This window comes from Arthrobacter sp. P4_F10, assembly GCF_056401435.1.
Genome location: NZ_JBFUJJ010000011.1, coordinates 1 through 22,629 on the forward strand (window position 1 = coordinate 1; position 22,629 = coordinate 22,629).

A 22,629-nucleotide genomic window follows, 5' to 3' on the forward strand; every position below is an offset into this window, starting at 1 on the left:
CCGCCGGCCTGGCCGAGGTCATGGGCGGCACGCCGGCGCAGGTGGAGAACGCCGCGGAAATCGCGATGGAGCACAACCTGGGCCTGACCTGCGACCCGATCGGCGGGCTGGTCCAGGTCCCGTGCATCGAACGCAACGCGATCGCCGCCGCCAAGGCCATCAACGCCGCCAAGATGGCGCTCTGGGGCGACGGCACGCACCGGGTCTCCCTCGACGAGGTCATCGTGACCATGCGGGAAACCGGCAAGGACATGAGCTCCAAATACAAGGAAACGGCCATGGGCGGCCTCGCCGTCAACGTGGTGGAGTGCTAGGGAGCTGATTGCGGCTGGCAGGCGCTAGTTGAACTGGCGCTAGTTATGCAGGGCGGCCCATAGGTTCAGCGAGGACGCGAACACGATCCAGGACAGGTAGGGAAGCATCAGCAGTCCTGCCGTCCGACTGATCGGGCCGAAGAGCACCACCGTAACGGCAACGGCTACGGCCAATGCCACGATGATCCCGAACGCGATCCACAGCGCCGGCGTCCCGAGCACCGGGTACAGGGCAAAGAAGACCGGGGTCCAGAGCAGGTTCAGCACCAGTTGCACGCCGTAAGCCGTCAGGGCCGCCTTGGACCCCTCGGCGTGGCTGCGCCAGACCAGCCACGCCGCGACCGCCATGGCGGCGTACAGGACCGTCCAAACCGGACCGAAGACCCAGTTGGGCGGGGACCAGGGCGCCGTGTCGGCTGAGGCATACCAGCCGTTAACGTGCTTGGCCGTGGCCAGGCCACCGAGGGCCGCAACGAGGGCCGACGCGCCGAGGAACAGGAGCAGCGCGATCACCTGGGAGCCGCTGCCGGCGCCTCTGCCGGCACCTCGGGAGCGGGCGCCGTGCGCCCCGGGACGGCCTTCCAACGGTTGTTGCTGAGCCTGCATGAGACCAGCGTAACCGCCTTGCCCGGACCGGCGGCAGGGTCCGGGCCGATAGACTTGGGGCTGCATGTCCGCATGCCGCCGAAGCTCGTACCGCAATGATTGGATACCGCACCCTTGCGTGAATTCACTGCCCGCTTTGCCTCTGCCGAGGAGATTGACAACTGGGATGCCCACGTCACCGCGAACCCCAATGGCGGCAACCTCCTTCAATCGGAAGCGTTCGCCGAGGTCAAGCAGCACTTTGGTTGGAGGCCCCTGCACCTTGTTTATGAGTCGGCCGATTACACGAGCTACAACCTGATCCTGGAGAAGTCGTTTCCGCTTCTCGGCAAGCTCTGGTACTTGATCAAGGGACCCGATGTGGCGTCCGTCGAGGACATCCCCGGGATCGCAGCGGCGAACGCGGACTTCGTGAAAAGGGCCAAACTGGGCGTCTTCGCGATCAAGATCGAGCCGGATATTGTCCTGTCGGACGACGCCGCGCGGGTCCTCGAGGGGGCAGGCCTGGTCAAGACTCACAACCTGCAACCCAACGACTCCACTGCGCTGCTCGATATTGCGCCCGAGGAAAACCAGCTGCTGCGCAATCTCCACTCCCGGGGCCGTAACGCCGTGCGCCGCGCCATCCGCGAGGGCGTGGAAGTCCACAACGTCGAGCCCACGGAAGAGAACTTCCGGGCCATGTATGCCCTGATGACCAACACGGTGGAGGCCAAATCCCAGGTCCGGGTGCGCGAGTACGAGTACTACCGCCAGTTCTGGAGCAACTTCCTGGCCCGTGACCAGGGCAGGCTGCTCTTCGTGTACGAAAACGACGTGCCCTCGGTTGGCGCGTTTGTGATCAACTACGGCCGCAAGGGAACGTACAAAGACGGCGGCTCCCTGCAAAAGCGCGGCCAGTACGGGGACTCGCACCTTGTGCAGTGGACTGCGATCAGCCAGGTCAAGGAACTCGGCTGCACCGAATACGACTTCTGCGGCACCCCGCCAAGCGACAAGCTAAAGGACACCTCGAACCCGTTCCATGGGCTGGGCCTGTTCAAGACCAGCTTCAGCAAGACCGTGACCGACTTCGTCGGCTGTTATGACCAGGTCCTGAGCCCGCTGAAGTACAAGGCCTGGCTGACGGCGGGGGAGCGCGTGGCACGCCAGCTCTACACCCGGCGCACGGGCCAGCAGTTCTACTAACCCGAGACAAAGACAATCAAGGACAGGCAAGGACAGCCTAGGACAGTGAGGAGGCCGGAATGAACAACGGAAACGACGGCCACCGCAGGCCGCCCACGGACGGCCTGCCCCGGACGCAGCCGATGTCGGCAACGCAGGTGCGCCAGAACGCCGCGGCCAAGAGGATGCTGCGCCGGCTGGTCCAGGGCGAAAACCCGCCGACGGCGCCGATGAGCATCGTGGACCGGCTCGCCGGCAGCCCCTACGCCAACCCGATGATCCAGGTCGGCGGGGTGGACGCCGCAGCCCGCAAGACCATCGACTTCGCCCTGAAACTGGCCGAATCCATGTTCCGGTACGGGGCAGGTGCCCTCGAAGTTGAGACCAGCATCATCGCGATCACCGCCGCGCTGGGGCTTAAGAACATCGAGGTGGACATCACCAACCAGTCGGTGGCCATCAACTATGCCCCGAGAGACCAGACGCCCATCTCGCTGCTGCGCGTAGTACGGTCCTGGACCAACAACTATGCGGGCCTCTCGCAGGTGCACCAGCTGGTGACGGACATCGTGGCCGGCGGCGTCGGTCGCGAGGAAGCCGCGCGCCGGCTCGATGACATTACCCGTAGCCCCAAGCCTTTCCCGCGGTGGATGGTCACTGTGGCCTTCGGCGTGTTCTCTGCCGTCTTCGTCGGCGTCCTGGGCGGCGGGCTGGGTGCCTCAATAGTCGCGTTCCTCTCCAACCTGCTGGTGAGCCTGCTGGCCCGACAGCTGGGCCGCTGGCGCACCCCGGACTTCTTCATCACCGCCTCGTGTTCGTTCCTGGTGACCATCGTCGCCCTGCTGTTGTGGCGCTTCGGCACCCCGTTGGGAGTGCAGATTCCCCCCGAGATCGTGGTGGTCGGCGGGATCCTGCTGCTCCTGCCGACGGGACGCCTAGTGTCCTCGGTGCAGGATGCGATCAACGGCTTCCCGGTCACGGCCGCCGGCCGGTTCCTGTCCACCATGCTGACCTTCGGGGCGCTGGTGGCCGGCATTGCCGTCGGGTTTGTCGTGGGAGACATGACCGGCATGGACCCAATAGACGTCACCAAAACATTCCCGCCCGCGTACGACTTGTGGGTGGTGGTCATTTTGATCGCCATTGCGGTGCTGATGATCGGCATCACCGAACAGACCAGCTGGAAGCTGCTGCTGCCGACGGCGGCCGTGGGCGTGGTGGGCTATCTGGTCCTGATCGGCGGCGACGCCCTGGGCATCGGGTCCCGTTTCGCGCCGGCCCTCGCCGCTGTGGTGATCGGCCTCCTGGCCCGTGTGGTGGCCCTCCGGATGGGTGCTCCCCAGCTGGTCGTGGCCGTCCCCGCCGCCCTGATCCTGCTCCCGGGGCTCACTATATTCCGGTCCATGTATGTATTGACCATCGAGGAATCGGAGATTCTTATGGGTGCCGGCGGGATGCTCAACGCCGGGGCGATCGTGCTCGGAGTCGCTGCAGGCATCGTGCTCGGTGACACCCTGGCGCGGCCCCTGACCCGGAGCCTGGCGAGCAACGAGCGGCGCAGGGCCCGCCGCCGCTAAGCAGACTGCGAACGCGGCTGGCGGGTTTTGCCTCCGGCACCGGGGGCGTCCGTGTCCCGCCCTGCCGGATTTCCCTGCCTTTGCCAGATTCCGACGGCGGGTCGTCGCGCCACGCTGGCGTGTCCCGGCGTCGTGGCGGCAAACGTGGGGAAATTCGGCGACATTTTGTTTGCCGCTAAATGTTGCCGCTGGACCTTGCCGGCTAAATCTTGCCTGCTAAATCTTCCCGGCTAAATCTTCCCGATGGGCAGCTTCTTCTCCGCCTGGAAGTCGTCCTCCACACGGCCCTTGGCCCAGTAGCCCGAGAGGGAAACCTGGGCCCGCTCCAGTCCGCGCTGCACGTAGAGGACGTCCCGGAGGCCCTTCATGTAGCCCCGCTCGCCGTGGGCGAAGACCTGCACCCGGCCCCCGGGCCATTCGGCGTCGCGCACGGCAGTGACCAGCAGCTCGCTCTCTCCGGCGGGGACGCCACCGCGCAGCAGCCAGCGCAGTTCGACGCCGGCTGGCCCTGCGATGGCCTGGATGTCGGCGTCGCTGTCCACTTCGAGCAGGGCGAGGCCGCGGGCATCCTCCGGCAGGGATTCGATCGCGGCGCCGATGGCCGGCAGCGCGGATTCATCGCCGGCAAACAGGTACCAGTCCGCCGCCGGATCCGGGTTGTAACCGCCGCCCGGGCCCGTAAACGTCAGGCGATCGCCGGGCTGGGCCGAGGCCGCCCAGGGGCCAGCGAGGCCCTCGTCGCCGTGGATCACAAAATCAATGGCGAGTTCCTGCGCCGCCGTGTCCACCCACCGGACCGTGTAGGTCCGGGTGTGCGGCCATTGGCTGCGCGGCATGGCTTCCCTGATGGCCCAAAGGTCCAGCGGCTCCGGGTACTCGATCTCGGGTTGCGGAAACACGATCTTGACGTATCGGTCCACATAGTCGTTGTTGACGTACCCGGCGAAGCCAGGGCCGCCAGCGATGATCCGGACCATGTGCGGGGAGAGTTGTTCCCTGCGCAGGACCGTCAAATCGGTCTGGGGACGCGAGTTCCGGGATGCGGTAGTGGCGGCGGGGAGGGAGGTCATGAGGTAAGCCTAACCAAGAACCCTGGCCGGAGCTCCCGGCCGGAAGCCTGTTACGGCAGCGGCGGCAGTTCCCAGTCAACCGTCCCGTTGCCCTGTTCCTGCAGCAGGGCGTTGGCCCGGCTGAAGGGCCGGGACCCGAAGAAACCGCGCGAGGCTGAGAGCGGGCTGGGGTGGGCGCTGGCGATCACGGCAGCGGATCCCAGTAGTGGCCGCACGGACTCGGCATCCTTCCCCCACAGGATCACCACCAGGGGAGCACGGCCCGCGCCGGCGGCGGATGCGCGGTCCGCGACGGCCCGGATGGCGGCCGCCGTGACGGCCTCCCAGCCCTTGTTCCGGTGCGAGCCCGCCGCGCCTGCCCGGACACTGAGCACCCTGTTCAGCAGCAGTACGCCCTGCTCCGCCCAGCGGCCAAGGTCCCCGTGGACGCGCGGCGGGACGCCCAGATCGGCCTGAAGTTCCTTGTAGATGTTCGCCAGGCTGCGGGGGATCGGCCGGGTGGCGCCGTCCACGGCGAAGGACAACCCTACGGCGTGCCCCGGCGTCGGGTAGGGGTCCTGTCCGACCACCAGCACCCGGACACCAGCCAGCGGCTGACGGAAGGCCCGCAGTAGATTTGGCGGCGACGGCAGCACGCCATGCCCGGCGGCCACTTCGCCGGCGAGGAAGGTGAGCGCCTCCCGCAACTGTGCCTCCACCGGCGCCAGCGCTTCCGCCCAGTCCGGAGCGACCAGCTCGCTCAGCGGCCGGCGCGCCAGGTCCGCGAAGCTGGGGCCGTCGGCGGCGGGTTCCAGCTCGAACAGCGCGTCGGAATCAAACTCGGAATCAGCCACAGCCCCATTCTTCCGCAGACGAAGTCCGCCCCGGCACCCCGCCGAATGACAACCCTGTCATTCGGCCGTAGCATGGGAATGGCTTTTTACCGGATCCAGCCGGTTTTTCGGAAGCAAACAGGGAGAGTGTGTCGTGGCCGAAGCAGCGCAAGAGCACGTGCTCGCGGGGGATTTTGCCGGATTCTCCGCTGCCGGCACGAGCCTGGACGAGGTGTCCGCGGAGTCTCCGCTGAGCGCCCGCGACCAACAGATGCTGGCCCTGGAGCGGCAGTGGTGGAAGTACGCAGGGGCAAAGGAGCAGGCCATCCGCGAGCTGTTCGATCTCTCCGCCACGCATTACTACCAGATCCTCAATGCCCTGATTGATACCGAGGATGCGCTGGCCCACGATCCCATGCTGGTCAAGAGATTGCGTAGACTACGTACATCACGCCAACGTGCCCGCACTGCCCGTCGTCTGGGAACAGATTCGTAAAGTCGCGTCACGCGCAGCCGGATGCGCACGTCCTGTTGCGCCCGCTTCCGGCCTCGGGCACCCCGTCTGAAATCAGCAAGGACGTCGTTTTACCATGACCAAATACGCTCGGGATGAATTTGATCGGGTCCCGGAGACCTCTGCCCGGCAGGGTGTCCACCGGGCCGTCGCCGAATCGCGCAGCCGGAGCCTGACCCCCATCTTGGCGGCCGGCTTCGTAGCGCTGGCCATCGGCTTGGTGGCGTTCCTGATCCTGCCGAAGCTCGGATTCTCCGCTGGCCAGGCCGCGGCCGTCGGTGACAACGCAACCGCCAGCGCGTCCGCAACGAGCCCCGCGAGCCCCAGCCCCGCGCCGACGAGCCCGGCGCCGGCCAGCACGGAACCTGCCGCCACAGCCCCCGCGGCAGCACCCACAGCGACGCCCAGCGCCACTGCCGCCGGTGTGGACAAGACGGCGCCGGTGACGGTCTACAACGGGACCACCACCGCTGGCCTCGCCAACCGGGTCGGCGGCACCATCAGCTCCGACGGCTGGATCCTGGGCCAGACGGGCAACTGGGGCGGCGTCCCGCAGCAGACGTCGGTGATCTTCTACAGCGGCGTGGAACAGAAGGGCAACGCGGAGGCACTCGGAACGCTCCTGGGCATCGACACCCTCGTGGACTCCGCCGAGTTCAACTTGCCCCTTGTGGTTGTGCTCGGCCCCGGCTTCCAGTAACTATTCCGGTTACGCCTCAATAACTATTCGGGGGAGGACCTGCCCGCCGTCGGCGTTCCTGAGGGACGCTGTGGGTACAGTATCTGCGGATTTCTCTTCGCAGTCCGCGGTGCACATCGAGGTGGGCCGCACGCAAGCTAGCTGAAAGTGTGGACACCATGGCACTGGGAACCGTCAAATGGTTCAACGCCGAAAAAGGCTACGGCTTCATCACCGTGGACGGTTCCGAGAACGACGTCTTCGTGCACTGGTCCGCGATCGTCGGGGAAGGCTACCGCGCCCTGGACGAGGGCCAGCGGGTGGAGCTGGAAGTCGGCGAGGGCGAAAAGGGCCCGCAGGCTGAAAGCGTCCGGCCCGCCTAGTGGCACTGGTTGCCGTCAAGAACGCCCCGCGGAACGCGGCAGGGCGTCCGGAAGGAGCTTTGCCGCTGGGCCGCGCCCTGGCGGCGGGCACACTCGCGGCCGTGGCCCTGACGGGCTGCCTGGGTCCTGCAGGCAGCGCCCGCGTGGCCAGCGCAGACGCGAGCGGTGACGGCACCCTGCGCATCGGCCTGATCCTGGACAACACGGGGCGGCAGAACTTCCTCAACGCCCCACAGCTCGCGGCGGCCAAACTCGCCGTCAAGGAGATCAACGCCGCCGGCGGCCACAAAGGCAAACCGGTGGAGCTGCTGCCGGAAACCATCAGCACTGACACCGCCGCCCAGGCGAAAGCGCTGGTTGCCGCCAAGGCCGACGTCGTTATCGGTCCGACCGATTCCAGCCGTGCCCCGGCCGCGATCGACGTGCTGGCCAACGCCAAGGTGGCTGTCATCTCACCGGCCAACTCTGCCAGCGCGCTCAGCAACTACAAGAGCGGCGGCTACTATTTCCGCACCTCGGCGGCCGACGTCGCCCAGGCCTCTGTCCTCGCCAAGCTGGCCAAGGACGGCGGCGCCAAGACCCTGGCTGTGGTGCACGAGGACGGCGCCTACGGCAAGGATGTCGCCGCCGCCGTCGCGGGTGCGGCGAAACAGTCCGGACTGGAAGTCGTGGCGGACGCGGAGTTCACCGCCGGCCAGGCGCAGCAGGCCGCCGCCACCGCGAAGGCCGCAAATCCCGACGCCGTCGTCCTGGTCTCGCGCGACGGCGCGCAGGGTGCCATCGCCGAACTGAACAATGCCGGCCTCGCCGGCAAGAAACTTGTCCTCAGCGACGCGGCAGTCAGCCGGTATGGCTCCGGCCTGGGCGCGCGGGCACTCGACGGCGCGCGCGGGGTCCTGCCCGGCGTGTTCCCCTCGGCCGCCTTCCAGAAGGACCTTGTTGCCGTTGACCCCGGACTGAAGGACATGGTGTTTGCCGCCGAGACGTACGACGCGGTCATCCTCGCCGCCGTCGCTGCCGCGGCGGCGGAAGACGACGCCGGAACCTCCATCGCGGCGTCCCTCGTGGCTGTCTCCGGCGGAGCTGCGGCAGCAGGCGGTAATGCCGCGGGTGGCGGCCAGCCCGCCAGCGAGCCGTGCACGAGCTACAAGGGCTGCGTCGACGTCCTCCGGGCAGGCAAGCGCCCGGACTATGACGGCCAGTCCGGACGGATCAACTTTGATTCCCACGGCGACATCACCGAAGCGAACCACAGGGTCTACACCTACGGCGAGGACAACCTGCCCACAATGAGTGGCATGGAGACCGCCAGCAGCAGTGGCGGCTGATCGCTCCTAGCGTATTGTGCCCGCGTGGCGGGCGGTTCGGGCCGGGCACTGCTTGCACTCTCCCCGGGGGAGTGCTAATTATTGATTTAGCACTCCAGCGCACTGACTGCTAACACGACGCCCGGTCCGCCCGGCCGCGAAGTGGGGCAGCCGGTCCAGGAGCTAAAGGAACACCTTGCTGGGGTGAGATCCCGGACCCAGCGGCATACAGAGGCCGCGGGGTAGGGATCGTCCGTCGCGGGCACCACAGCGAAGGTTCATTCTTAACGACTGTCCCGAAAGGACTACTGCCGTTATGGCCAAGATCATTGCATTTGATGAAGAGGCACGCCGCGGTCTTGAGCGGGGCCTGAACATCCTCGCCGACGCCGTCAAGGTCACCCTCGGCCCGCGGGGACGCAACGTCGTCCTCGAAAAGAAGTGGGGCGCCCCCACGATCACCAACGATGGTGTTTCCATCGCCAAGGAGATCGAGCTGGACGATCCTTACGAGAAGATCGGCGCCGAGCTGGTCAAGGAAGTTGCCAAGAAGACGGATGACGTCGCAGGCGACGGCACCACCACGGCAACTGTGCTCGCACAGGCCCTGGTCAAGGAAGGCCTGCGCAACGTCGCGGCCGGCGCTGACCCGCTGTCCCTCAAGCGCGGCATCGAGAAGGCTGTTGACGCCGTCACCGTCGAGCTCCTGGCCTCCGCCAAGGAAATCGAGACCAAGGAAGAGATCGCCGCCACCGCGTCCATCTCCGCCGGCGACAACGAGATCGGCGCCCTGATCGCCGAAGCCCTCGACAAGGTCGGCAAGGAAGGCGTCATCACGGTCGAGGAGTCGAACACGTTCGGCCTCGAGCTGGAGCTGACCGAAGGCATGCGCTTCGACAAGGGCTACATCTCGGCTTACTTCGTCACCGACGCCGAGCGCCAGGAAACGGTCCTTGAGGATCCGTACATCCTGATCGTCAACTCCAAGATCTCCAACGTCAAGGAACTGGTTGCTGTCCTGGAAAAGGTCATGCAGTCTTCCAAGCCGCTGCTGATCATTGCCGAAGACATCGAGGGCGAGGCCCTGGCCACCCTGATCGTCAACAAGATCCGCGGCACCTTCAAGTCCGTTGCCGTCAAGGCCCCGGGCTTCGGCGACCGCCGCAAGGCGCAGCTGGCCGACATCGCCATCCTCACCGGTGGCCAGGTCATCTCCGAGGAAGTCGGCCTCAAGCTTGAGACCGCCGGACTCGAACTCCTTGGCAAGGCCCGCAAGGTTGTTGTCACCAAGGACGAGACCACCATCGTCGAAGGTGCAGGCGACGCCGACCAGATCGCCGGCCGCGTGTCCCAGATCCGCGCCGAGATCGAGAACTCGGATTCCGACTACGACCGCGAGAAGCTGCAGGAGCGCCTGGCCAAGCTGGCCGGCGGCGTTGCAGTCATCAAGGCCGGCGCCGCAACCGAGGTCGAGCTCAAGGAACGCAAGCACCGCATTGAGGACGCCGTCCGCAACGCCAAGGCTGCTGTCGAAGAGGGCATCGTCGCCGGCGGTGGCGTTGCCCTGATCCAGGCTGGCGCCAAGGCATTCGCGAACCTGCAGCTCTCCGGTGACGAGGCAACGGGCGCGAACATCGTCCGCGTTGCCATCGACGCCCCGCTGAAGCAGATCGCCTTCAACGCCGGCCTCGAGCCCGGCGTCGTAGTGGACAAGGTCCGCGGCCTGCCCGCAGGCCACGGCCTCAACGCAGCCACCGGCGAGTACGTCGACCTGCTGGCCGCCGGCATCAACGACCCGGTCAAGGTAACCCGCTCTGCCCTGCAGAACGCGGCTTCCATTGCCGGCCTGTTCCTCACCACCGAGGCCGTTGTAGCTGACAAGCCCGAGAAGGCTGGCGCCCAGATGGGCGGCGGCGACGACATGGGCGGCATGGGCGGCATGGGCGGTTTCTAACCACCCGCGCCAGCCTCCACCGGCTGTTCGACGACGGCGGTCCCACCTTCGGGTGGGGCCGCCGTTGCCGGTTTAACGCAGCCTCCGGCCAGCACCCTCCCGCAGCCGTTGCGCTGGGTGTCGGCAGTCTCTGGCAGGATAGGTCAGTGACGATTACAGCAGCGGCCGACGGTTCGGCCTTAGGAAATCCCGGCCCGGCCGGATGGGCCTGGTACGTGAATGACGACTGCTGGCGGGCCGGTGGCTGGCCCCACGGCACGAACAACCAGGGCGAATTGATGGCGGTGCTGGACCTGTTCCGGGCGACGGCACACGTACCCGGGGAAGACCTGCTGATCCTCTGCGACAGCCAGTACGTCATCAACGCCGTGACCAAGTGGATGCCGGGCTGGAAACGCAAGGGCTGGCGCAAGGCCGACGGCAAGCCGGTGCTGAACGTGGACCTCCTCAAGGAAATCGACCAGGCGCTCGTGGGCCGCAAGTACACCTTCGAATGGGTGCGGGGCCATGCCGGGCACGAGCTCAACGAAGCGGCAGACGTCCGCGCCCGGGCAGCGGCCACGGCGTACCAGCAGGACGTGGCCGTCCGGCAGGGCCCCGGGTTCGGGACGCCGGAGGGCGGGACGCCGTCGGCAGGCCAGGCGGACTCCATGATGCCGCAGGCCGCCCCGCGGACGGCCCCAGCACAACCCGCCCCATCGCAGGCCGCAACCCGGGCACCGGCAGCCCCGGCGCCTTCCGGCCAGCAGGAACTCTTTGGCGCACCGGGGGCCTACGACGAACCGGACCTCTTCAGCGAACTCGAAGAAGAACCGGCGGCCCTGGCGGAGACCAGCCCCGAAGCCGTCGTCGAATCCCTTGAGCGGGAACTGCTCCGCCCGGAAACCCGGGCGGACGTGGGGCGCACAGGCGTCCTGCTCCATCCGGACTTCACCGAAATCGGCAGCTCCGGCCGGATCTGGACCCGCGACGCCATGATGATGTCACTGGAGGACAACCCGGGCGGACCTGTGGACCTGGAACTGTTGGGCGCGGACCGGCTGGGCGAGAAGACCATGCTCTTGACCTACCGCAGCCACACCCGTGAGGGATCAGCCCTGCGCAGCTCCCTGTGGGTCCTTGAAGGCGCGCAATGGCGTCTGCGCTTCCATCAGGGCACACCCGAGGCCTGACACCCTGTGAGGCTCACTTGAAGCGCTGGGCATTGCCCAGCTCCGCCTGCGCGTAGGTGGCAGCGGCGGAATTCAGCGCAAGGTTGATGGACGCCAGGGAGGCCTCGACCCTGCCCTGGGTCAGTGTCCACTCGGTGACCAGCGTTTGGAAGTTTGTCGCCGCGGAGCCCCGCCAGCTGCCCTGGAGTTCGTCCAGCCCTCGTTTCATGGCGTGGACGTCCGCGCTGATCCGCTCCACTGTGGCCTGCACGTTGGCGGACTTGAGCTGGAGGAGTTCCGTGTCGACGGAGATGATGCTCATGGGAATGCCTCTCGAATGTTCGGGGAGGCAGCCGCGGCCCGGCGGAGCACGGTGAACGTCAGCCGCGGGGGTCCGCGGTGAGAACTTGCGGTGAGAATTTGCGGTGAAGGCTTGTGGGGGAGCGGCTGCCTCGTCCGGATTTTCCGGACACCCCGAGCGTAGGCGGGCAGCGCACCGGCCGGACACCGCCGTCGGGCCCTATGTGGACAAATCGGCTGTGGACAGTTCCTTGGCGTCTTCGTCCAGGAACGGGATGCTGACCACCAGCGTGGCACCGCCCCCGTCAGTCTCCCCGACCCGCACGGACCCGGAATGCGAACCGACGATTGCGGCCACAATCGCCAGGCCAAGTCCGCTGCCACCGGTCTCCCTGGTCCGGGAGGTGTCCGCCCGGTAGAAGCGTTCGAATATGCGGGCCGCTTCCTCATCCGGGACGCCCGGTCCGTGGTCCCGGACCTCGATCACGGACTGCCGTGTTCCGTCCGGTGCGCTCCGGGTCCCGACGCCAATTTCGATCGGAGTACCTTCCGGCGTGTAGCGCAGGGCGTTGCCGACCAGGTTGCTGACCACCTGGCGCAGCTTGGCTTCGTCGCCCAGGACCGGGGCGGGCGCCGGGGCCGCCCCGTCGAGCCCGGAGAGGGTGATGGTGCGGCTGCGGTCACTCGCCTGGGTGTCCACCACCGCGTCGTTAGCCAGCAGCAGCAGATCCGAGGGTTTCTGCTGCAGCGGGCGCTGCTCATCGATCCGGGCCAGCAGCAGCAGGTCTTCCACCATGGCTCCCATGCGCTTGGCTTCGCTTTCGATCCGCCCCATCGCCGTGGCCACGTCTTCCGGGGTGGACAGCGCCCCGTGCCGATACAGCTCGGAGAACCCTCGAATGGTCACCAGCGGGGTCCGCAGTTCGTGCGAGGCGTCGGCGGCGAAGCGACGCATCCGTGCCTCGGACGCCATCCGGGCGGCGAACGCTGTCTCAATGTGCGCGAGCATGGCATTGAGCGAGCTCCCGAGCCGCCCCACTTCGGTATTGGGGTTTTCGATTTCCACACGTCTGGAGAGGTCTCCGGCGGCGATCGCGGCGGCCGTCTTCTCCACCCGGGCCAGCGGCCGGAAGGACCGCGAGACGGTCCAGGTGGCAATGAAGAACGCCAGCACGAGCGTCAGCAGGCCCACCCCCACCACCACCAGGGCGGCATGTTCCATCACGGAATCGACGGGGTCCAGCGGCAACCCGATGACGACGACCGCGCTGCGCTGGTTGTTGTCCACGACGCTCAGGGCCACAACCCTCCAGTTGCCGCCCTCGGAGCCGGGGACCTGGAAGGGTACCTGCTGGCGTTCCCGGGCCTCGACCGTGGAAAAGGTGCTGATGGCGGGGTGGGAGTCCTTGTCGCCGCCGAACGGAATGGGTGGCAGGCCCGGGCTGAAGAGCATCAGCGAGTAGTCGGTGGGAACGGTGGAGCTGGTCTCCTGCAGCTGGGTGAAGGACTTCTCCAGCCGCACGGATTCGACGGCGGCCCGCAGCTTGTCATCTACCTGTCCCTGCAGGAAGCTGTGCAGCAGCGTCAGCGTGCCCGCACCGGTGGCCGTGAGGGCCACCAGCATGAGCGCCATCATGATGGCCACGAGCTGCGAGCGCAGCGAGGCCGATTTCCAGCGGTGCAACAAGGTCAGCGCTTCTCGGCAGTCCGCAGAACGTAGCCGACGCCGCGCTTGGTCTGGATCAGTGCCGGCGCATCGGGATCGATGTCCACCTTGCGGCGCAGGTAGGAGATGTAGGACTCCACGATCGAGGCATCGCCGTTGAAGTCGTACTCCCACACGTGATCGAGGATCTGGGCCTTGGACAGGACCCGGTTCGGGTTGAGCATGAGGTAGCGCAGGAGCTTGAACTCGGTGGGCGACAGCTCGATCACGGTGCCACCGCGGCGGACCTCGTGGGCGTCGTCGTCGAGCTGGAGGTCATCGACCCGGATCACGGCGTCGTCGTCGACCTGGGGCTGTGTGCGCCGGAGCACCGCGCGGATGCGGGCCACCACCTCGTCGAGGCTGAAGGGCTTGGTGACGTAATCGTCCCCGCCCACGGTCAGGCCGGTGACTTTGTCCTCGGTGTCGTCCTTGGCCGTGAGGAACAGGACGGGGAAGTGCTTGCCGGCGGCGCGCAGGCGGCGGGTGACGGTGAAGCCGTCCATGTCCGGCAGCATGACGTCCAGCACTGCCAGATCGGGGGCGTGCAGCTCTGCGGCGGCCAGTGCCTCACGCCCGCTGCCGGCCGAGACAACCTCGAAACCAGCGAAGCGCAGGGACGTCGACAGCAGCTCGCGGATGTTCGGTTCGTCATCGACGACGAGCAGCTTGGCTTCGGGTCCGTTCTTTTTCATGTTCCCATGATGCTCCCAGACTCTGGGAGTTTTCTGAATGGCAGATGTGTGTTGCATGGGCCGTGCCCCGGCGGCCGCGCCGGGGCACGCACCAGGGACGGCACCCGCCTATCCGGCGGTGCCGACGTCCTTGGCGTCCATGATCCGGTAGGCGTAGCCCTGCTCGGCGAGGAAACGCTGCCGCTTCGCGGCGAAGTCCTGATCCAGGGTGTCCCGGGCCACGAGCGAGTAGAACCTGGCGGAGCGGCCGTCCTTTTTCGGGCGCAGCAGCCGGCCCAGGCGCTGGGCCTCCTCCTGGCGGGAACCGAACGACCCGGAGACCTGGATCGCGACCGACGCCTCGGGCAGGTCGATGGAGAAGTTGGCCACCTTGGACACCACCAGGGTCTGCACCTCGCCTGCGCGGAAGGCGTCGAAGAGCCGCTGGCGTTCCTTGACCGACGTGTCGCCCTTGATCACCGGCGCGCCCAGGCGTTCGCCGATCTCGTCTAGCTGGTCTATGTACTGCCCGATCACCAGGAGCTGCTCGCCGGCGTGTTCGGCGACAAGTTCTTCCACCACCCGGGTCTTCGTCTCTGACGTGGCGCACAGCCGGTACTTGTCGGCGTCCTCGGCCATGGCATAGGCCACCCGTTCCTCGCGCGGCAGGTCCACCCGGACCTCCACGCAATCGGCGGGGGCGATGTAGCCCTGGGTCTCGATGTCCTTCCACGGCGCGTCGTAGCGCTTCGGACCGATCAGGCTGAAGACCTCGCCCTCCCGCCCGTCCTCCCGCACCAACGTGGCCGTGAGCCCCAGCCGGCGCCGGGCCTGCAGGTCGGCCGTCATCCGGAAGATCGGTGCCGGCAGCAGGTGGACCTCGTCGTAGATGATCAGACCCCAGTCGTTGCCGTCCACGAGCTCCAGGTGCGGGTACAGGCCGCCGCGCTTCGTGGTCAGGACCTGGTAGGTGGCGATCGTGACCGGACGGACTTCCTTGACGGAGCCGGAGTACTCGCCGATCTCCTCCTCGGTCAGTGACGTGCGCTTGATGAGCTCGTCCTTCCACTGCCGCGCGGCGACAGTATTGGTCACCAGGATCAGCGTGGTGGTGGAGCTTGTGGCCATGGCGGCCGCCCCGACCAGCGTCTTGCCGGCGCCGCAGGGAAGGACGACGACGCCGCTGCCGCCGGCCCAGAAGTTCTCCGCCGCCAGTTGCTGGTAAGGCCGCAGCTTCCAGCCGGTTTCGTTGAGCATGATGGGGTGCGGCGTGCCGTCCACGTAGCCGGCGAGGTCCTCGGCCGGCCAGCCAATCTTGAGCAGCAGCTGCTTGAGCTGGCCGCGCTGGGAGGAATGCACCACCACGGTCTCGCCGTCGATCCGCGGCCCGAGCAGTGGGGCGATCTTCTTGGCACGGCTGACCTCCTCGAGCACGGGGTAGTCGGACGTGCGCATGACCAGGCCATGCTGCGGGTCCTTTTCCAGCCGGAGCCGGCCGTACCGGGACATGGTCTCTTCGACGTCGATCAGCAGGGAGTGCGGCACGGGGAACCGGGAGTACGTGAGCAGGGTGTCCAGCACTTTTTCGGCGTCCAGTCCGGCCGCCCGGGCATTCCACAGACCCAGCGGCGTCAGCCGGTAGCTGTGCACATGCTCCGGGGCCCGTTCCAGCTCGGCGAACGCCGCGATGGCGTGCCTGGCCTCGGTTGCGAGTTCGTGGTCGACCTCCAGCAGGATGGTCTTGTCGCTCTGGACGATCAGGGGCCCGTCATTCACTGGAACAATTCCTCTGTAGCTTCTACGTCGATAATCCGGTGGATGGACAGGACCCGCTCGATCTCCTTGACCGGATCGAACACGCGCACCCGCCCGCCATTCACAGCTACCGGAACAACCGTCTCGCGGCTGGCATTCCCCATGCTGTCCACGACGTTCATGACCACACGCTGCCGGAGGCGGATCGCTTTCAGGAGGGTCTCCAGCCCCAGCTGGGTCGCTTCCTCGCTGCCAGGGACAGCCGCCGGCGAGTGAGCGCCGGAGCCAGGTGCCCGGGACCCGTCACCGCGCAGCACGGCCAGTTGGGCGTCGATGTCGGCCTCCGGCGGAGCGGTCCGCGGGGCGGTGTAGACGGGCCGGCCGCTGCCGGGACCCGGGGTGCTGCGGCGCAGCCGGACGACGGCGGATGCTGCTTCCTCCAGGATGGGGGCGAGACCCAGGGCTCTGAGAATCTGGGCGGTTTCCCGGGGTGCGGCGTGTGAGACGACCACGGTGGGCGCGATGCGCACCAGCCCCAGGCTGGCGGCGGCCGGGGCGTTGAGCAGTTCCAGCAAGGCAGAGTCGTCCTCGCTCTGGATGAAGCTGGCTGCTGTCCCCACGCGGAGCCGGGAGTGGCGCGCGGCGGTGTCTTCGATGAGGTACTGGAGCGGCTGCGGAATGGCGGTGGCGGAATGCTGGCGCAGGAAGTCCAGGATCGCCGCTGCGTCCTGGCCGGCGTCGAGCGCCCGGCGGACGGAGGCGACGGAGAACCGGTAGATGGTTGCCGGGCCCTGCCCTTCGGCCGCGGCCATGGTCAGGAGCCGTTCGCTCAGTTCGGGATCGAGGTAACCCGGAGCCACCGCCGTCAGGTCCGCCTGCAGCAGCACATGCTGCAGGGCTGCCGGCAGGTGTTCGCCCAGGATCCCCAACGCATCATCCGGCTGTTCGGCGGCGATCGCGGCGCCCAGCTGGCTGAGCGCCCCGGAGCCGATCAGGCCAAGCATCTCGGCCTCGGTGAGGATGCCGCGGATCAGCGAGCTGAAGCGCCGGGCCATCCGGGGCTGGGTCCACTCGGCTCGCTCCAGCACCGCGGCGGCATCGAGAACGGGGGCCTGCCCGTCGGTCGCCGCGGCTTCGAGGGTGAGTTCATTCAGGATTTCCAGGACCCGTTTACGGACCACCGGGGCGTCGGGCCGCTGCGCCTCGGCAGAGAGCGCATTGATGGTGGTGCCGGCCGCGCCCCGATGGCCGGCCGGGCCGGCGGCATTCACGGGCTGGCCCACCAGGGACGGCGCGCGCTCGCTGGCCAGCCAGGCATTGACCAGCCATAGCCATTGTTCCTGCCGCGGCAGCGCCAGCCACTCCAGCTGCGGCGGCTGCACCCACGCCGAACTGTCGACGTCCAGCCGCAGCAGACCGGCCAGTCCGCAGAACTCCGCGAGTACGCCGGCCTCGTGCACGTCGATCCGCAGGGAATCCGCCAGCCGCTTCATCTCCCGGACCCCGACGCCTCCGCTGCGCAGCGTCGCCAGGGGCTGTTCGCGCACGGTGTAGAGCACTTCGCCCACGAGCCGCAGCGTCTCGGCAATAGCGCCCAAGGCGGCGTTCCGGCGCAGCCCTGCGCTCGTGTGGCCAAGGTGGGGGACGGGCGGCATCAGGGAAAAGCTCTCGATGACGAACCCGCCGCGCAGCGACACTCCGACGCTGTGCGGCAGTTCGACGTGGGCGGCGTCCAGCGGCACCAGCAGCCCCCGCGCCAGGAGCCAGTCCACGGGGCCGACGTCGGCGCTTTCGTGGAGCACGGAAGCCCGGCGCTGCGCCTGCGGAACGGCGCCCATGGCCCAGTTTCCGAACCGGGCCAGCAGGGCGGCGGTCCGATCCGGTGCGGTGGTCAGGATTTGCTGGAGCGATTCCGGTGTTGCCGTCCAGTGCTGCAGCGACAGGGCCGCTTCCATCGGCGTCGTGGCGGGGGAGATGGACGCCCCGGCGCGGTGCAGTTCCCCCACCAGCTGCACCACGCGCTGCGCAAAGGCCGGCTGGAGCCGCACGAGTTCGGTGTAGCTGCGCCCCAGTCCCGCCGGGTAGATGCCGATCACATCCTTGAGGCTGCCCACCGGGAGGTAGTGGCGCTGCTTGGCGGCGGCGGGGGCGGCACCGTGCGGGGGATCGGCGCGGTGGACGAGGGCCAGGTCCTGCAGGGAATGGAGGAGCCGGTCGATGGCGGCAGCCGAGGAGCCGTTGATCAGTTTCTTCAGCATCGCCGCCGAGGCGCTGTGCCCGGTATCGGCGTTGGTGCACAGGTGCAGGGTTTCCAGGACCTGCATCTGTGGACGGTTAAGCCGCTCGAGCGCCCGCTGGACGCTGACGCGTCCGCTGGCACGGGCGGCGAGGGCGGGGAAGTCCGGGACGCCGGGAGAAATCAGGTCCGGCCGCGCGGAGAACAGGGCACGCAGCGACTCGTCGCTTCGTGCCTGAAGTTCCTTGCTCAGCGCGCGGATGAGGGACATCGCTCCAACGTTACCTTTCGCCGGGCCCGCGCGGGCGGCGCCGTGCGGCCACCGCGTCTACAACGAGCGCCAGCATGAGCAGGAATGCCACCGGGAGCCCGTAGAGGGCCGTTGAGGTAATCCAGGCGGGCGCCACGACATTGTTGAAGGCCATGGCCATGACAGCGCCGACGGCGGCAAGGGACAGTACAGCAAGGGTGGCCGCGATGATCATCAGAGGCCGCCGGTAACGCGTCAGTGTCATGTGGGCAACGCTAACAGTCCAGCATCGCCCGCGCCTCACGCCGTTAAAGTGAACCAGGCAGGATAACCTTGGAGGTACAGACCAACACGGTCCGGGCAGTCATACCCTGAACCCGCGTATCCATGCGGATGCGGTGACCGCCGGCCGTGTCCCCGCAGAACGAAGAAGGTTGATTACGTGCCTACCGGCAAGGTCAAGTGGTATGACAAGGAAAAAGGCTTCGGATTCCTCGCGGGCGAGGACGGCCAGGAGGTCTTCCTGCCCAAGTCCGCGCTGCCCGAGGGTGTCACGGAGCTCAAGGCCGGAACGCGCGTTGAATTTGGTGTAGCCGACGGACGCAAGGGTGCCCAGGCCCTGGGCCTGCGCGTGCTGGACAAGACACCGTCCATCGCCAAGGCAAAGCGGCCCAGTGCCAGGGACCTTGCCCCGCTGGTGCAGGACCTCGTCAGCGTGCTGGACAACCTGTCCGGGACCCTGTCCGCGGGCAAGTACCCGGAAGGCAACAAGGGCAAGGCGATCGCAGCGGCCCTCCGTAAGGTTGCCGACGAGCTGGACGTATAAGGCTCTTGATGACTCAGGAACCTGATCGGTTGCCGGCGCCGGATGCCGGATCCACCCTGCCTGCCGGATCCAAGACAGCAGGCTCAAAGCAGGGAACGCGCCCGCGCGCCGGCGTGCCCTTCTGGCGCACCGGCAAGCCCGACGCCTTCCTGGCCGCCGCCGTCGACGTCGCCCGTACCGCGGTGGAAGGCATTGCTCCCGCCGAGCAGATCGGCGAGCACATCGGTGCCCGCAGCGAAGGCGACCGCCTGGTGACCCATCTCTTCGAATCCAGGCTGCCGGGGTACCTGGGCTGGCAGTGGTACGCCGTACTGACCCGCAACTCGCGGTCCAAGGTGGTCACGGTGGATGAACTCGGCCTGCTGCCCTCCGAAGACTCCGTCCTGGCGCCGGCGTGGATTCCGTGGGCTGAGCGGGTCCGCCCGGAAGACGCACAAGATGACGAGGCCGCCGACGAGGCGTCCGGCTCCCCAACGCCGTCGCCGGCGTCGGCCCCAGGCCAGCAGGATACAGACCAGCAGGATACAGACCAGTCGGATACTGACCAGTCGGATACTGACCAGCAGGATACGCACGATACAGACCAGCAGGGTACTGCCGACCAGGATGCTGCCGAGCCCGGCGCCTCGGAGACCGACGACGACGAGCGGGAACGCTCTGCGGGCGAGGCCGACTAACGGTTGAAAACGTCCGGGAGCGTGTCTGGGGAGGGCTGGGGCTGATGTCCACGTTCAAGTCCCTGCACATCCTGAACTACCGCATCTGGTTCATCGGTGCGCTCATCTCCAACATTGGCACCTGGATGCAGCGCACCGCCCAGGACTGGCTGGTGTTCGCCCACCTGACGGCGCACGATGCCGGGGCGGTGGGGATCACGATGGCCCTGCAGTTGGGCCCGCAGCTCTTCCTGGCGCCCGTGGCCGGACTTCTCGCCGACCGCTTCAACCGTAAGCGGCTGCTGGTGCTGACCCAGTCCGCAATGGCGCTGCTGAGCGCCGGACTGGGCATCCTGGTGGTCTCGGGCGCGGCGCAGCTCTGGCACGTCTACGCTTTCGCCCTAATGCTCGGGGTGGTCTCCGCCCTGGACGCTCCCGTGCGGCAGACCTTCGTCTCGGAACTGGTCCAGGACGACTACCTCCCCAATGCCGTGGCCCTCAACAGTGCTTCCTTCAACGTCGCCCGGATGATAGGCCCGGCAGTCGCCGGCGTGCTCACTGCCGTTGTCGGGCCCGGCTGGGTCTTCCTCATCAACACGCTCACCTTTGTGGCCATGTTGGTGAGCCTGGCGAAAATCCCGGCCGCGTCGCTGCGGCGGCTGCCGCGGGCACGGGCGGGCAAGGGCAGGATCCGGGAGGGTCTGCGCTATGTCAGGTTCCGTCCGGACCTCGTCGTGGTGCTCGTAGCGATCTTCATCGTGGGAACCCTGGGGCTGAACTTCGCCCTGTTCATTGCGGCCATGGTGGGTAAGGAATTCGGCCTCGACGCGGGGGCCTTCGGCCTGATGAATTCGATCATGGCCATCGGATCCGTCGCCGGGGCGCTGTTGTCCGCCGGCCGCGGCAAGCCCCGGCTGCGGGTCATTTTCGGGGCGGCAGCGGCCTTCGGCGTAACCTCCGGCATCGCCGCGATGGCCCCAAACTACTTCTGGTACGGCGTTGCTCTGGTGCCCGTGGGTCTGTTCGCCATCACCATGATGACGAGCGCCAACGGGTACGTCCAGACCACCACGGACCCCGTAATGCGGGGCCGGGTGATGGCCCTCTACATGGCAATTTTCATGGGCGGAACTCCCATTGGGGCGCCGCTCGTCGGCTGGGTGGCAAACACCGCCGGCCCCCGCTGGTCCATGGCGGTTGCGGCGGGCGCCGGCCTGCTGGCGGCCCTGATCGGGCTGGTGTGGATCATCCGGGCGAAGCACCTGCGGCTCCACTTCAACCGTCGCGCGCGCGGGCTGCGGTACTTCCACGTCGAAAGCGGGACCGGTCCAGCCGGCGCCAGCCCTGGTTCCCAGCCGGGTGCGCGGCGCGGCTCACAACAGAATGTGCAGCCGGGCGGACCGGCCTGAAACGATGACGGCGCCGCCGCGGCCTGAGTTCTCATGGGCCGTGACGGCGCCGCCGGGCGCTGAGGCTACTTTTTCAGTTCAGCCACGACGAAATCGATGCACTCGAGCAGTGCCGAGACGTCGTCCGGCTCGATCGCCACGAAGGTGGCTATGCGCAGCTGGTTGCGGCCCAGCTTGCGGTACGGCTCGGTGTCGACGACGCCGTTCGCGCGGAGCACCTTGGCGATGGCCGAGGCATCGATCAATTCGTCGAAGTCGATCGTGGCGATCACGTTGGAACGGTCCTCGGCCTTGGCCACGAACGGCGTGGCGTAGCCGGACGCCTCGGCCCAGCGGTAGATGCGGCCGGCGGAATCCGCGGTCCGGGCGGCTGCGAAGTCCAGGCCGCCGTTGGCGTTCAGCCACTGCACCTGGGCATCCAGGGTCACCAGGGTGGCCAGCGCCGGGGTGTTGTAGGTCTGGTTGAGCCGGGAGTTGTCGATCGCCGTCTGGAGGTCCAGGAAATCGGGGATCCAGCGGTTGCCGGCCTTGATCCGTGCCGCCCGCTCCAGCGCCGCGGGGGAAAACAGGCCCAGCCACAGGCCGCCGTCGGACGCGAAGTTCTTCTGCGGCGCGAAGTAGTACACGTCGGACTCCGCCACGTCCACGTCCAGCCCGCCCGCGGCCGAGGTCGCGTCCACCAGCACCAGCGACCCCTCGTCGGCGCCTGCCACGCGCTGGACGGGGGCAGCCACGCCGGTTGAGGTTTCGTTCTGCGGCCACGCATAGACGTCGACGCCGGCCTCCGCCCGGGCGGAGGGGCGGGTGCCGGGTTCGGCCTTGATAATGGAGGACTCGGCGAGGAACGGCGCCTTGTTGGTGGCCGAGGCAAACTTCGAGCCGAACTCGCCGAAGGACAGGTGCTGCGCCTTGTTCTCTACGAGTCCGAAGCTGGCGATGTCCCAGAACGCGGTGGATCCGCCCACACCGAGCACGACTTCATAGCCTTCGGGCGCGCGGAAGAAATCGCTGAGGCCGCTGCGTACCGAGCCGACCAGGTTTTTCACCGGTGCCTGGCGGTGCGAGGTCCCCAGCAGCTTCGCCGATGCCGCGGCGAGGGCGTCCATCTGTTCCGGTCGGACCTTGGACGGGCCGGCGCCGAACCGTCCGTCCTTGGGCAGGAGGTTGGCGGGGATCGTGACGCTCGTGTCGCTCACAGTGGCTCCAATTTTCGGCGGGTTCGTAGCGTGGCTGGGAGGTGGCCTGGCAGGGATGGCTACAACGGACACCCCTTTTTCATTCTGC

The 22,629-nt window shown here is 67.5% G+C and carries 22 protein-coding genes; 12 read left to right on the forward strand and 10 right to left on the reverse strand.

The features are described 5' to 3' along the window. On the forward strand, nucleotides 1–314 hold a 314-nt coding region (locus AC1DR1_RS13110), incomplete at its 5' end, for an L-serine ammonia-lyase, iron-sulfur-dependent, subunit alpha (protein WP_476992708.1). Between the two features lie 39 nt (nucleotides 315–353). Here the strand turns inward: AC1DR1_RS13110 and AC1DR1_RS13115 are convergent. After that, nucleotides 354–920, reverse strand: coding sequence for a TspO/MBR family protein (locus AC1DR1_RS13115; protein ID WP_476992709.1), 567 nt, complete (start codon nucleotides 918–920; stop codon nucleotides 354–356). Nucleotides 921–1,034: 114 nt separating this feature from the next. On the opposite strand from AC1DR1_RS13115, the gene AC1DR1_RS13120 reads away from it, so the two are divergent. Together AC1DR1_RS13120 and AC1DR1_RS13125 are read left to right on the forward strand one after the other, a co-directional pair. Beyond that, complete coding sequence (locus AC1DR1_RS13120; protein ID WP_476992710.1) at nucleotides 1,035–2,108, forward strand: lipid II:glycine glycyltransferase FemX; 1,074 nt, start codon at nucleotides 1,035–1,037, stop codon at nucleotides 2,106–2,108. 59 nt (nucleotides 2,109–2,167) lie between these two features. Continuing rightward, nucleotides 2,168–3,664, forward strand: coding sequence for a threonine/serine exporter family protein (locus AC1DR1_RS13125; protein WP_229993825.1), 1,497 nt, complete (start codon nucleotides 2,168–2,170; stop codon nucleotides 3,662–3,664). Nucleotides 3,665–3,894: 230 nt separating this feature from the next. Here the strand turns inward: AC1DR1_RS13125 and AC1DR1_RS13130 are convergent, their stop codons facing one another. Beyond that, nucleotides 3,895–4,734: a siderophore-interacting protein gene (locus AC1DR1_RS13130; RefSeq protein ID WP_229993824.1), complete on the reverse strand. Its 840-nt coding sequence runs from the start codon at nucleotides 4,732–4,734 to the stop codon at nucleotides 3,895–3,897. Between the two features lie 50 nt (nucleotides 4,735–4,784). Then, entirely contained in the window at nucleotides 4,785–5,567 is a 783-nt protein-coding gene (locus tag AC1DR1_RS13135; RefSeq protein WP_229993823.1) for a uracil-DNA glycosylase, read from the reverse strand. Between the two features lie 133 nt (nucleotides 5,568–5,700). Between AC1DR1_RS13135 and AC1DR1_RS13140 the strand changes: the two genes are divergently transcribed. The 6 genes from AC1DR1_RS13140 to AC1DR1_RS13165 all read left to right on the forward strand — a co-directional run bounded on the left by AC1DR1_RS13140 (nucleotide 5,701) and on the right by AC1DR1_RS13165 (nucleotide 11,555). Next, the gene (locus AC1DR1_RS13140; RefSeq protein ID WP_414645538.1) at nucleotides 5,701–6,042 is read left to right on the forward strand and encodes a DUF3263 domain-containing protein; all 342 of its coding nucleotides are present in this window, start codon (nucleotides 5,701–5,703) and stop codon (nucleotides 6,040–6,042) included. Between the two features lie 94 nt (nucleotides 6,043–6,136). Further along, nucleotides 6,137–6,760 carry a LytR C-terminal domain-containing protein gene (locus AC1DR1_RS13145; RefSeq protein WP_229993822.1) on the forward strand — a complete coding sequence of 208 codons (624 nt, stop codon included), beginning with the start codon at nucleotides 6,137–6,139 and terminating at the stop codon, nucleotides 6,758–6,760. Between the two features lie 158 nt (nucleotides 6,761–6,918). Then, entirely contained in the window at nucleotides 6,919–7,122 is a 204-nt protein-coding gene (locus AC1DR1_RS13150; RefSeq protein ID WP_026266832.1) for a cold-shock protein, read from the forward strand. Between the two features lie 59 nt (nucleotides 7,123–7,181). Continuing rightward, complete coding sequence (locus tag AC1DR1_RS13155; protein ID WP_229993828.1) at nucleotides 7,182–8,450, forward strand: ABC transporter substrate-binding protein; 1,269 nt, start codon at nucleotides 7,182–7,184, stop codon at nucleotides 8,448–8,450. 295 nt (nucleotides 8,451–8,745) lie between these two features. Next, the gene (groL, locus tag AC1DR1_RS13160) at nucleotides 8,746–10,383 is read left to right on the forward strand and encodes a chaperonin GroEL (RefSeq protein WP_229993821.1); all 1,638 of its coding nucleotides are present in this window, start codon (nucleotides 8,746–8,748) and stop codon (nucleotides 10,381–10,383) included. A 146-nt stretch (nucleotides 10,384–10,529) separates the two neighbouring features. Next, nucleotides 10,530–11,555, forward strand: a complete 1,026-nt coding sequence (locus AC1DR1_RS13165) for an RNase H family protein (protein WP_476966903.1) — start codon at nucleotides 10,530–10,532, stop codon at nucleotides 11,553–11,555. A gap of 13 nt (nucleotides 11,556–11,568) precedes the next feature. On the opposite strand, the gene AC1DR1_RS13170 is transcribed toward AC1DR1_RS13165, so the two are convergent. The 6 genes from AC1DR1_RS13170 to AC1DR1_RS13195 all read right to left on the reverse strand — a co-directional run bounded on the left by AC1DR1_RS13170 (nucleotide 11,569) and on the right by AC1DR1_RS13195 (nucleotide 18,719). Then, a complete protein-coding gene (locus tag AC1DR1_RS13170) occupies nucleotides 11,569–11,856 on the reverse strand; it encodes a WXG100 family type VII secretion target (RefSeq protein WP_229993819.1) in 288 nt (95 codons plus the stop codon). Nucleotides 11,857–12,054: 198 nt separating this feature from the next. Further along, a complete protein-coding gene (locus tag AC1DR1_RS13175) occupies nucleotides 12,055–13,521 on the reverse strand; it encodes a sensor histidine kinase (RefSeq protein WP_229993818.1) in 1,467 nt (488 codons plus the stop codon). A gap of 2 nt (nucleotides 13,522–13,523) precedes the next feature. After that, the gene (locus tag AC1DR1_RS13180) at nucleotides 13,524–14,234 is read right to left on the reverse strand and encodes a response regulator transcription factor (RefSeq protein WP_229993817.1); all 711 of its coding nucleotides are present in this window, start codon (nucleotides 14,232–14,234) and stop codon (nucleotides 13,524–13,526) included. A gap of 108 nt (nucleotides 14,235–14,342) precedes the next feature. Beyond that, nucleotides 14,343–15,989, reverse strand: a complete 1,647-nt coding sequence (locus tag AC1DR1_RS13185; RefSeq protein ID WP_229993816.1) for a DNA repair helicase XPB — start codon at nucleotides 15,987–15,989, stop codon at nucleotides 14,343–14,345. Beyond that, complete coding sequence (locus AC1DR1_RS13190) at nucleotides 15,986–18,475, reverse strand: helicase-associated domain-containing protein (protein ID WP_364747559.1); 2,490 nt, start codon at nucleotides 18,473–18,475, stop codon at nucleotides 15,986–15,988. The genes AC1DR1_RS13185 and AC1DR1_RS13190 overlap by 4 nt, the downstream gene beginning before the upstream one ends. Nucleotides 18,476–18,485: 10 nt before the next feature. Continuing rightward, nucleotides 18,486–18,719, reverse strand: a complete 234-nt coding sequence (locus AC1DR1_RS13195) for a hypothetical protein (protein ID WP_229993814.1) — start codon at nucleotides 18,717–18,719, stop codon at nucleotides 18,486–18,488. Nucleotides 18,720–18,896: 177 nt separating this feature from the next. On the opposite strand from AC1DR1_RS13195, the gene AC1DR1_RS13200 reads away from it, so the two are divergent. From AC1DR1_RS13200 to AC1DR1_RS13210, 3 genes are read left to right on the forward strand one after another with little or no spacing between them, the layout of a single operon-like run. Further along, entirely contained in the window at nucleotides 18,897–19,280 is a 384-nt protein-coding gene (locus tag AC1DR1_RS13200; RefSeq protein WP_090582694.1) for a cold-shock protein, read from the forward strand. Between the two features lie 8 nt (nucleotides 19,281–19,288). Next, entirely contained in the window at nucleotides 19,289–19,957 is a 669-nt protein-coding gene (locus AC1DR1_RS13205; RefSeq protein ID WP_476992711.1) for a DUF3027 domain-containing protein, read from the forward strand. A 44-nt stretch (nucleotides 19,958–20,001) separates the two neighbouring features. Next, a complete protein-coding gene (locus AC1DR1_RS13210) occupies nucleotides 20,002–21,345 on the forward strand; it encodes an MFS transporter (protein ID WP_364747563.1) in 1,344 nt (447 codons plus the stop codon). 65 nt (nucleotides 21,346–21,410) lie between these two features. On the opposite strand, the gene serC is transcribed toward AC1DR1_RS13210, so the two are convergent. Then, the gene (gene serC / locus AC1DR1_RS13215; RefSeq protein ID WP_476992712.1) at nucleotides 21,411–22,541 is read right to left on the reverse strand and encodes a phosphoserine transaminase; all 1,131 of its coding nucleotides are present in this window, start codon (nucleotides 22,539–22,541) and stop codon (nucleotides 21,411–21,413) included. Nucleotides 22,542–22,629 lie beyond the last annotated feature (88 nt).

Bases quoted from the DNA above. Each gene is read 5' to 3' on its own strand.
- AC1DR1_RS13150 (WP_026266832.1), top strand. From the start codon at position 6,919: ATGGCACTGGGAACCGTCAAATGGTTCAACGCCGAAAAAGGCTACGGC.
- AC1DR1_RS13170 (WP_229993819.1), bottom strand. From the start codon at position 11,856: ATGAGCATCATCTCCGTCGACACGGAACTCCTCCAGCTCAAGTCCGCC.
- AC1DR1_RS13190 (WP_364747559.1), bottom strand. From the start codon at position 18,475: ATGTCCCTCATCCGCGCGCTGAGCAAGGAACTTCAGGCACGAAGCGAC.
- groL (WP_229993821.1), top strand. From the start codon at position 8,746: ATGGCCAAGATCATTGCATTTGATGAAGAGGCACGCCGCGGTCTTGAG.
- AC1DR1_RS13210 (WP_364747563.1), top strand. From the start codon at position 20,002: ATGTCCACGTTCAAGTCCCTGCACATCCTGAACTACCGCATCTGGTTC.
- AC1DR1_RS13115 (WP_476992709.1), bottom strand. From the start codon at position 920: ATGCAGGCTCAGCAACAACCGTTGGAAGGCCGTCCCGGGGCGCACGGC.
- AC1DR1_RS13195 (WP_229993814.1), bottom strand. From the start codon at position 18,719: ATGACACTGACGCGTTACCGGCGGCCTCTGATGATCATCGCGGCCACC.
- AC1DR1_RS13205 (WP_476992711.1), top strand. From the start codon at position 19,289: ATGACTCAGGAACCTGATCGGTTGCCGGCGCCGGATGCCGGATCCACC.
- AC1DR1_RS13125 (WP_229993825.1), top strand. From the start codon at position 2,168: ATGAACAACGGAAACGACGGCCACCGCAGGCCGCCCACGGACGGCCTG.
- AC1DR1_RS13130 (WP_229993824.1), bottom strand. From the start codon at position 4,734: ATGACCTCCCTCCCCGCCGCCACTACCGCATCCCGGAACTCGCGTCCC.
- AC1DR1_RS13180 (WP_229993817.1), bottom strand. From the start codon at position 14,234: ATGAAAAAGAACGGACCCGAAGCCAAGCTGCTCGTCGTCGATGACGAA.
- AC1DR1_RS13145 (WP_229993822.1), top strand. From the start codon at position 6,137: ATGACCAAATACGCTCGGGATGAATTTGATCGGGTCCCGGAGACCTCT.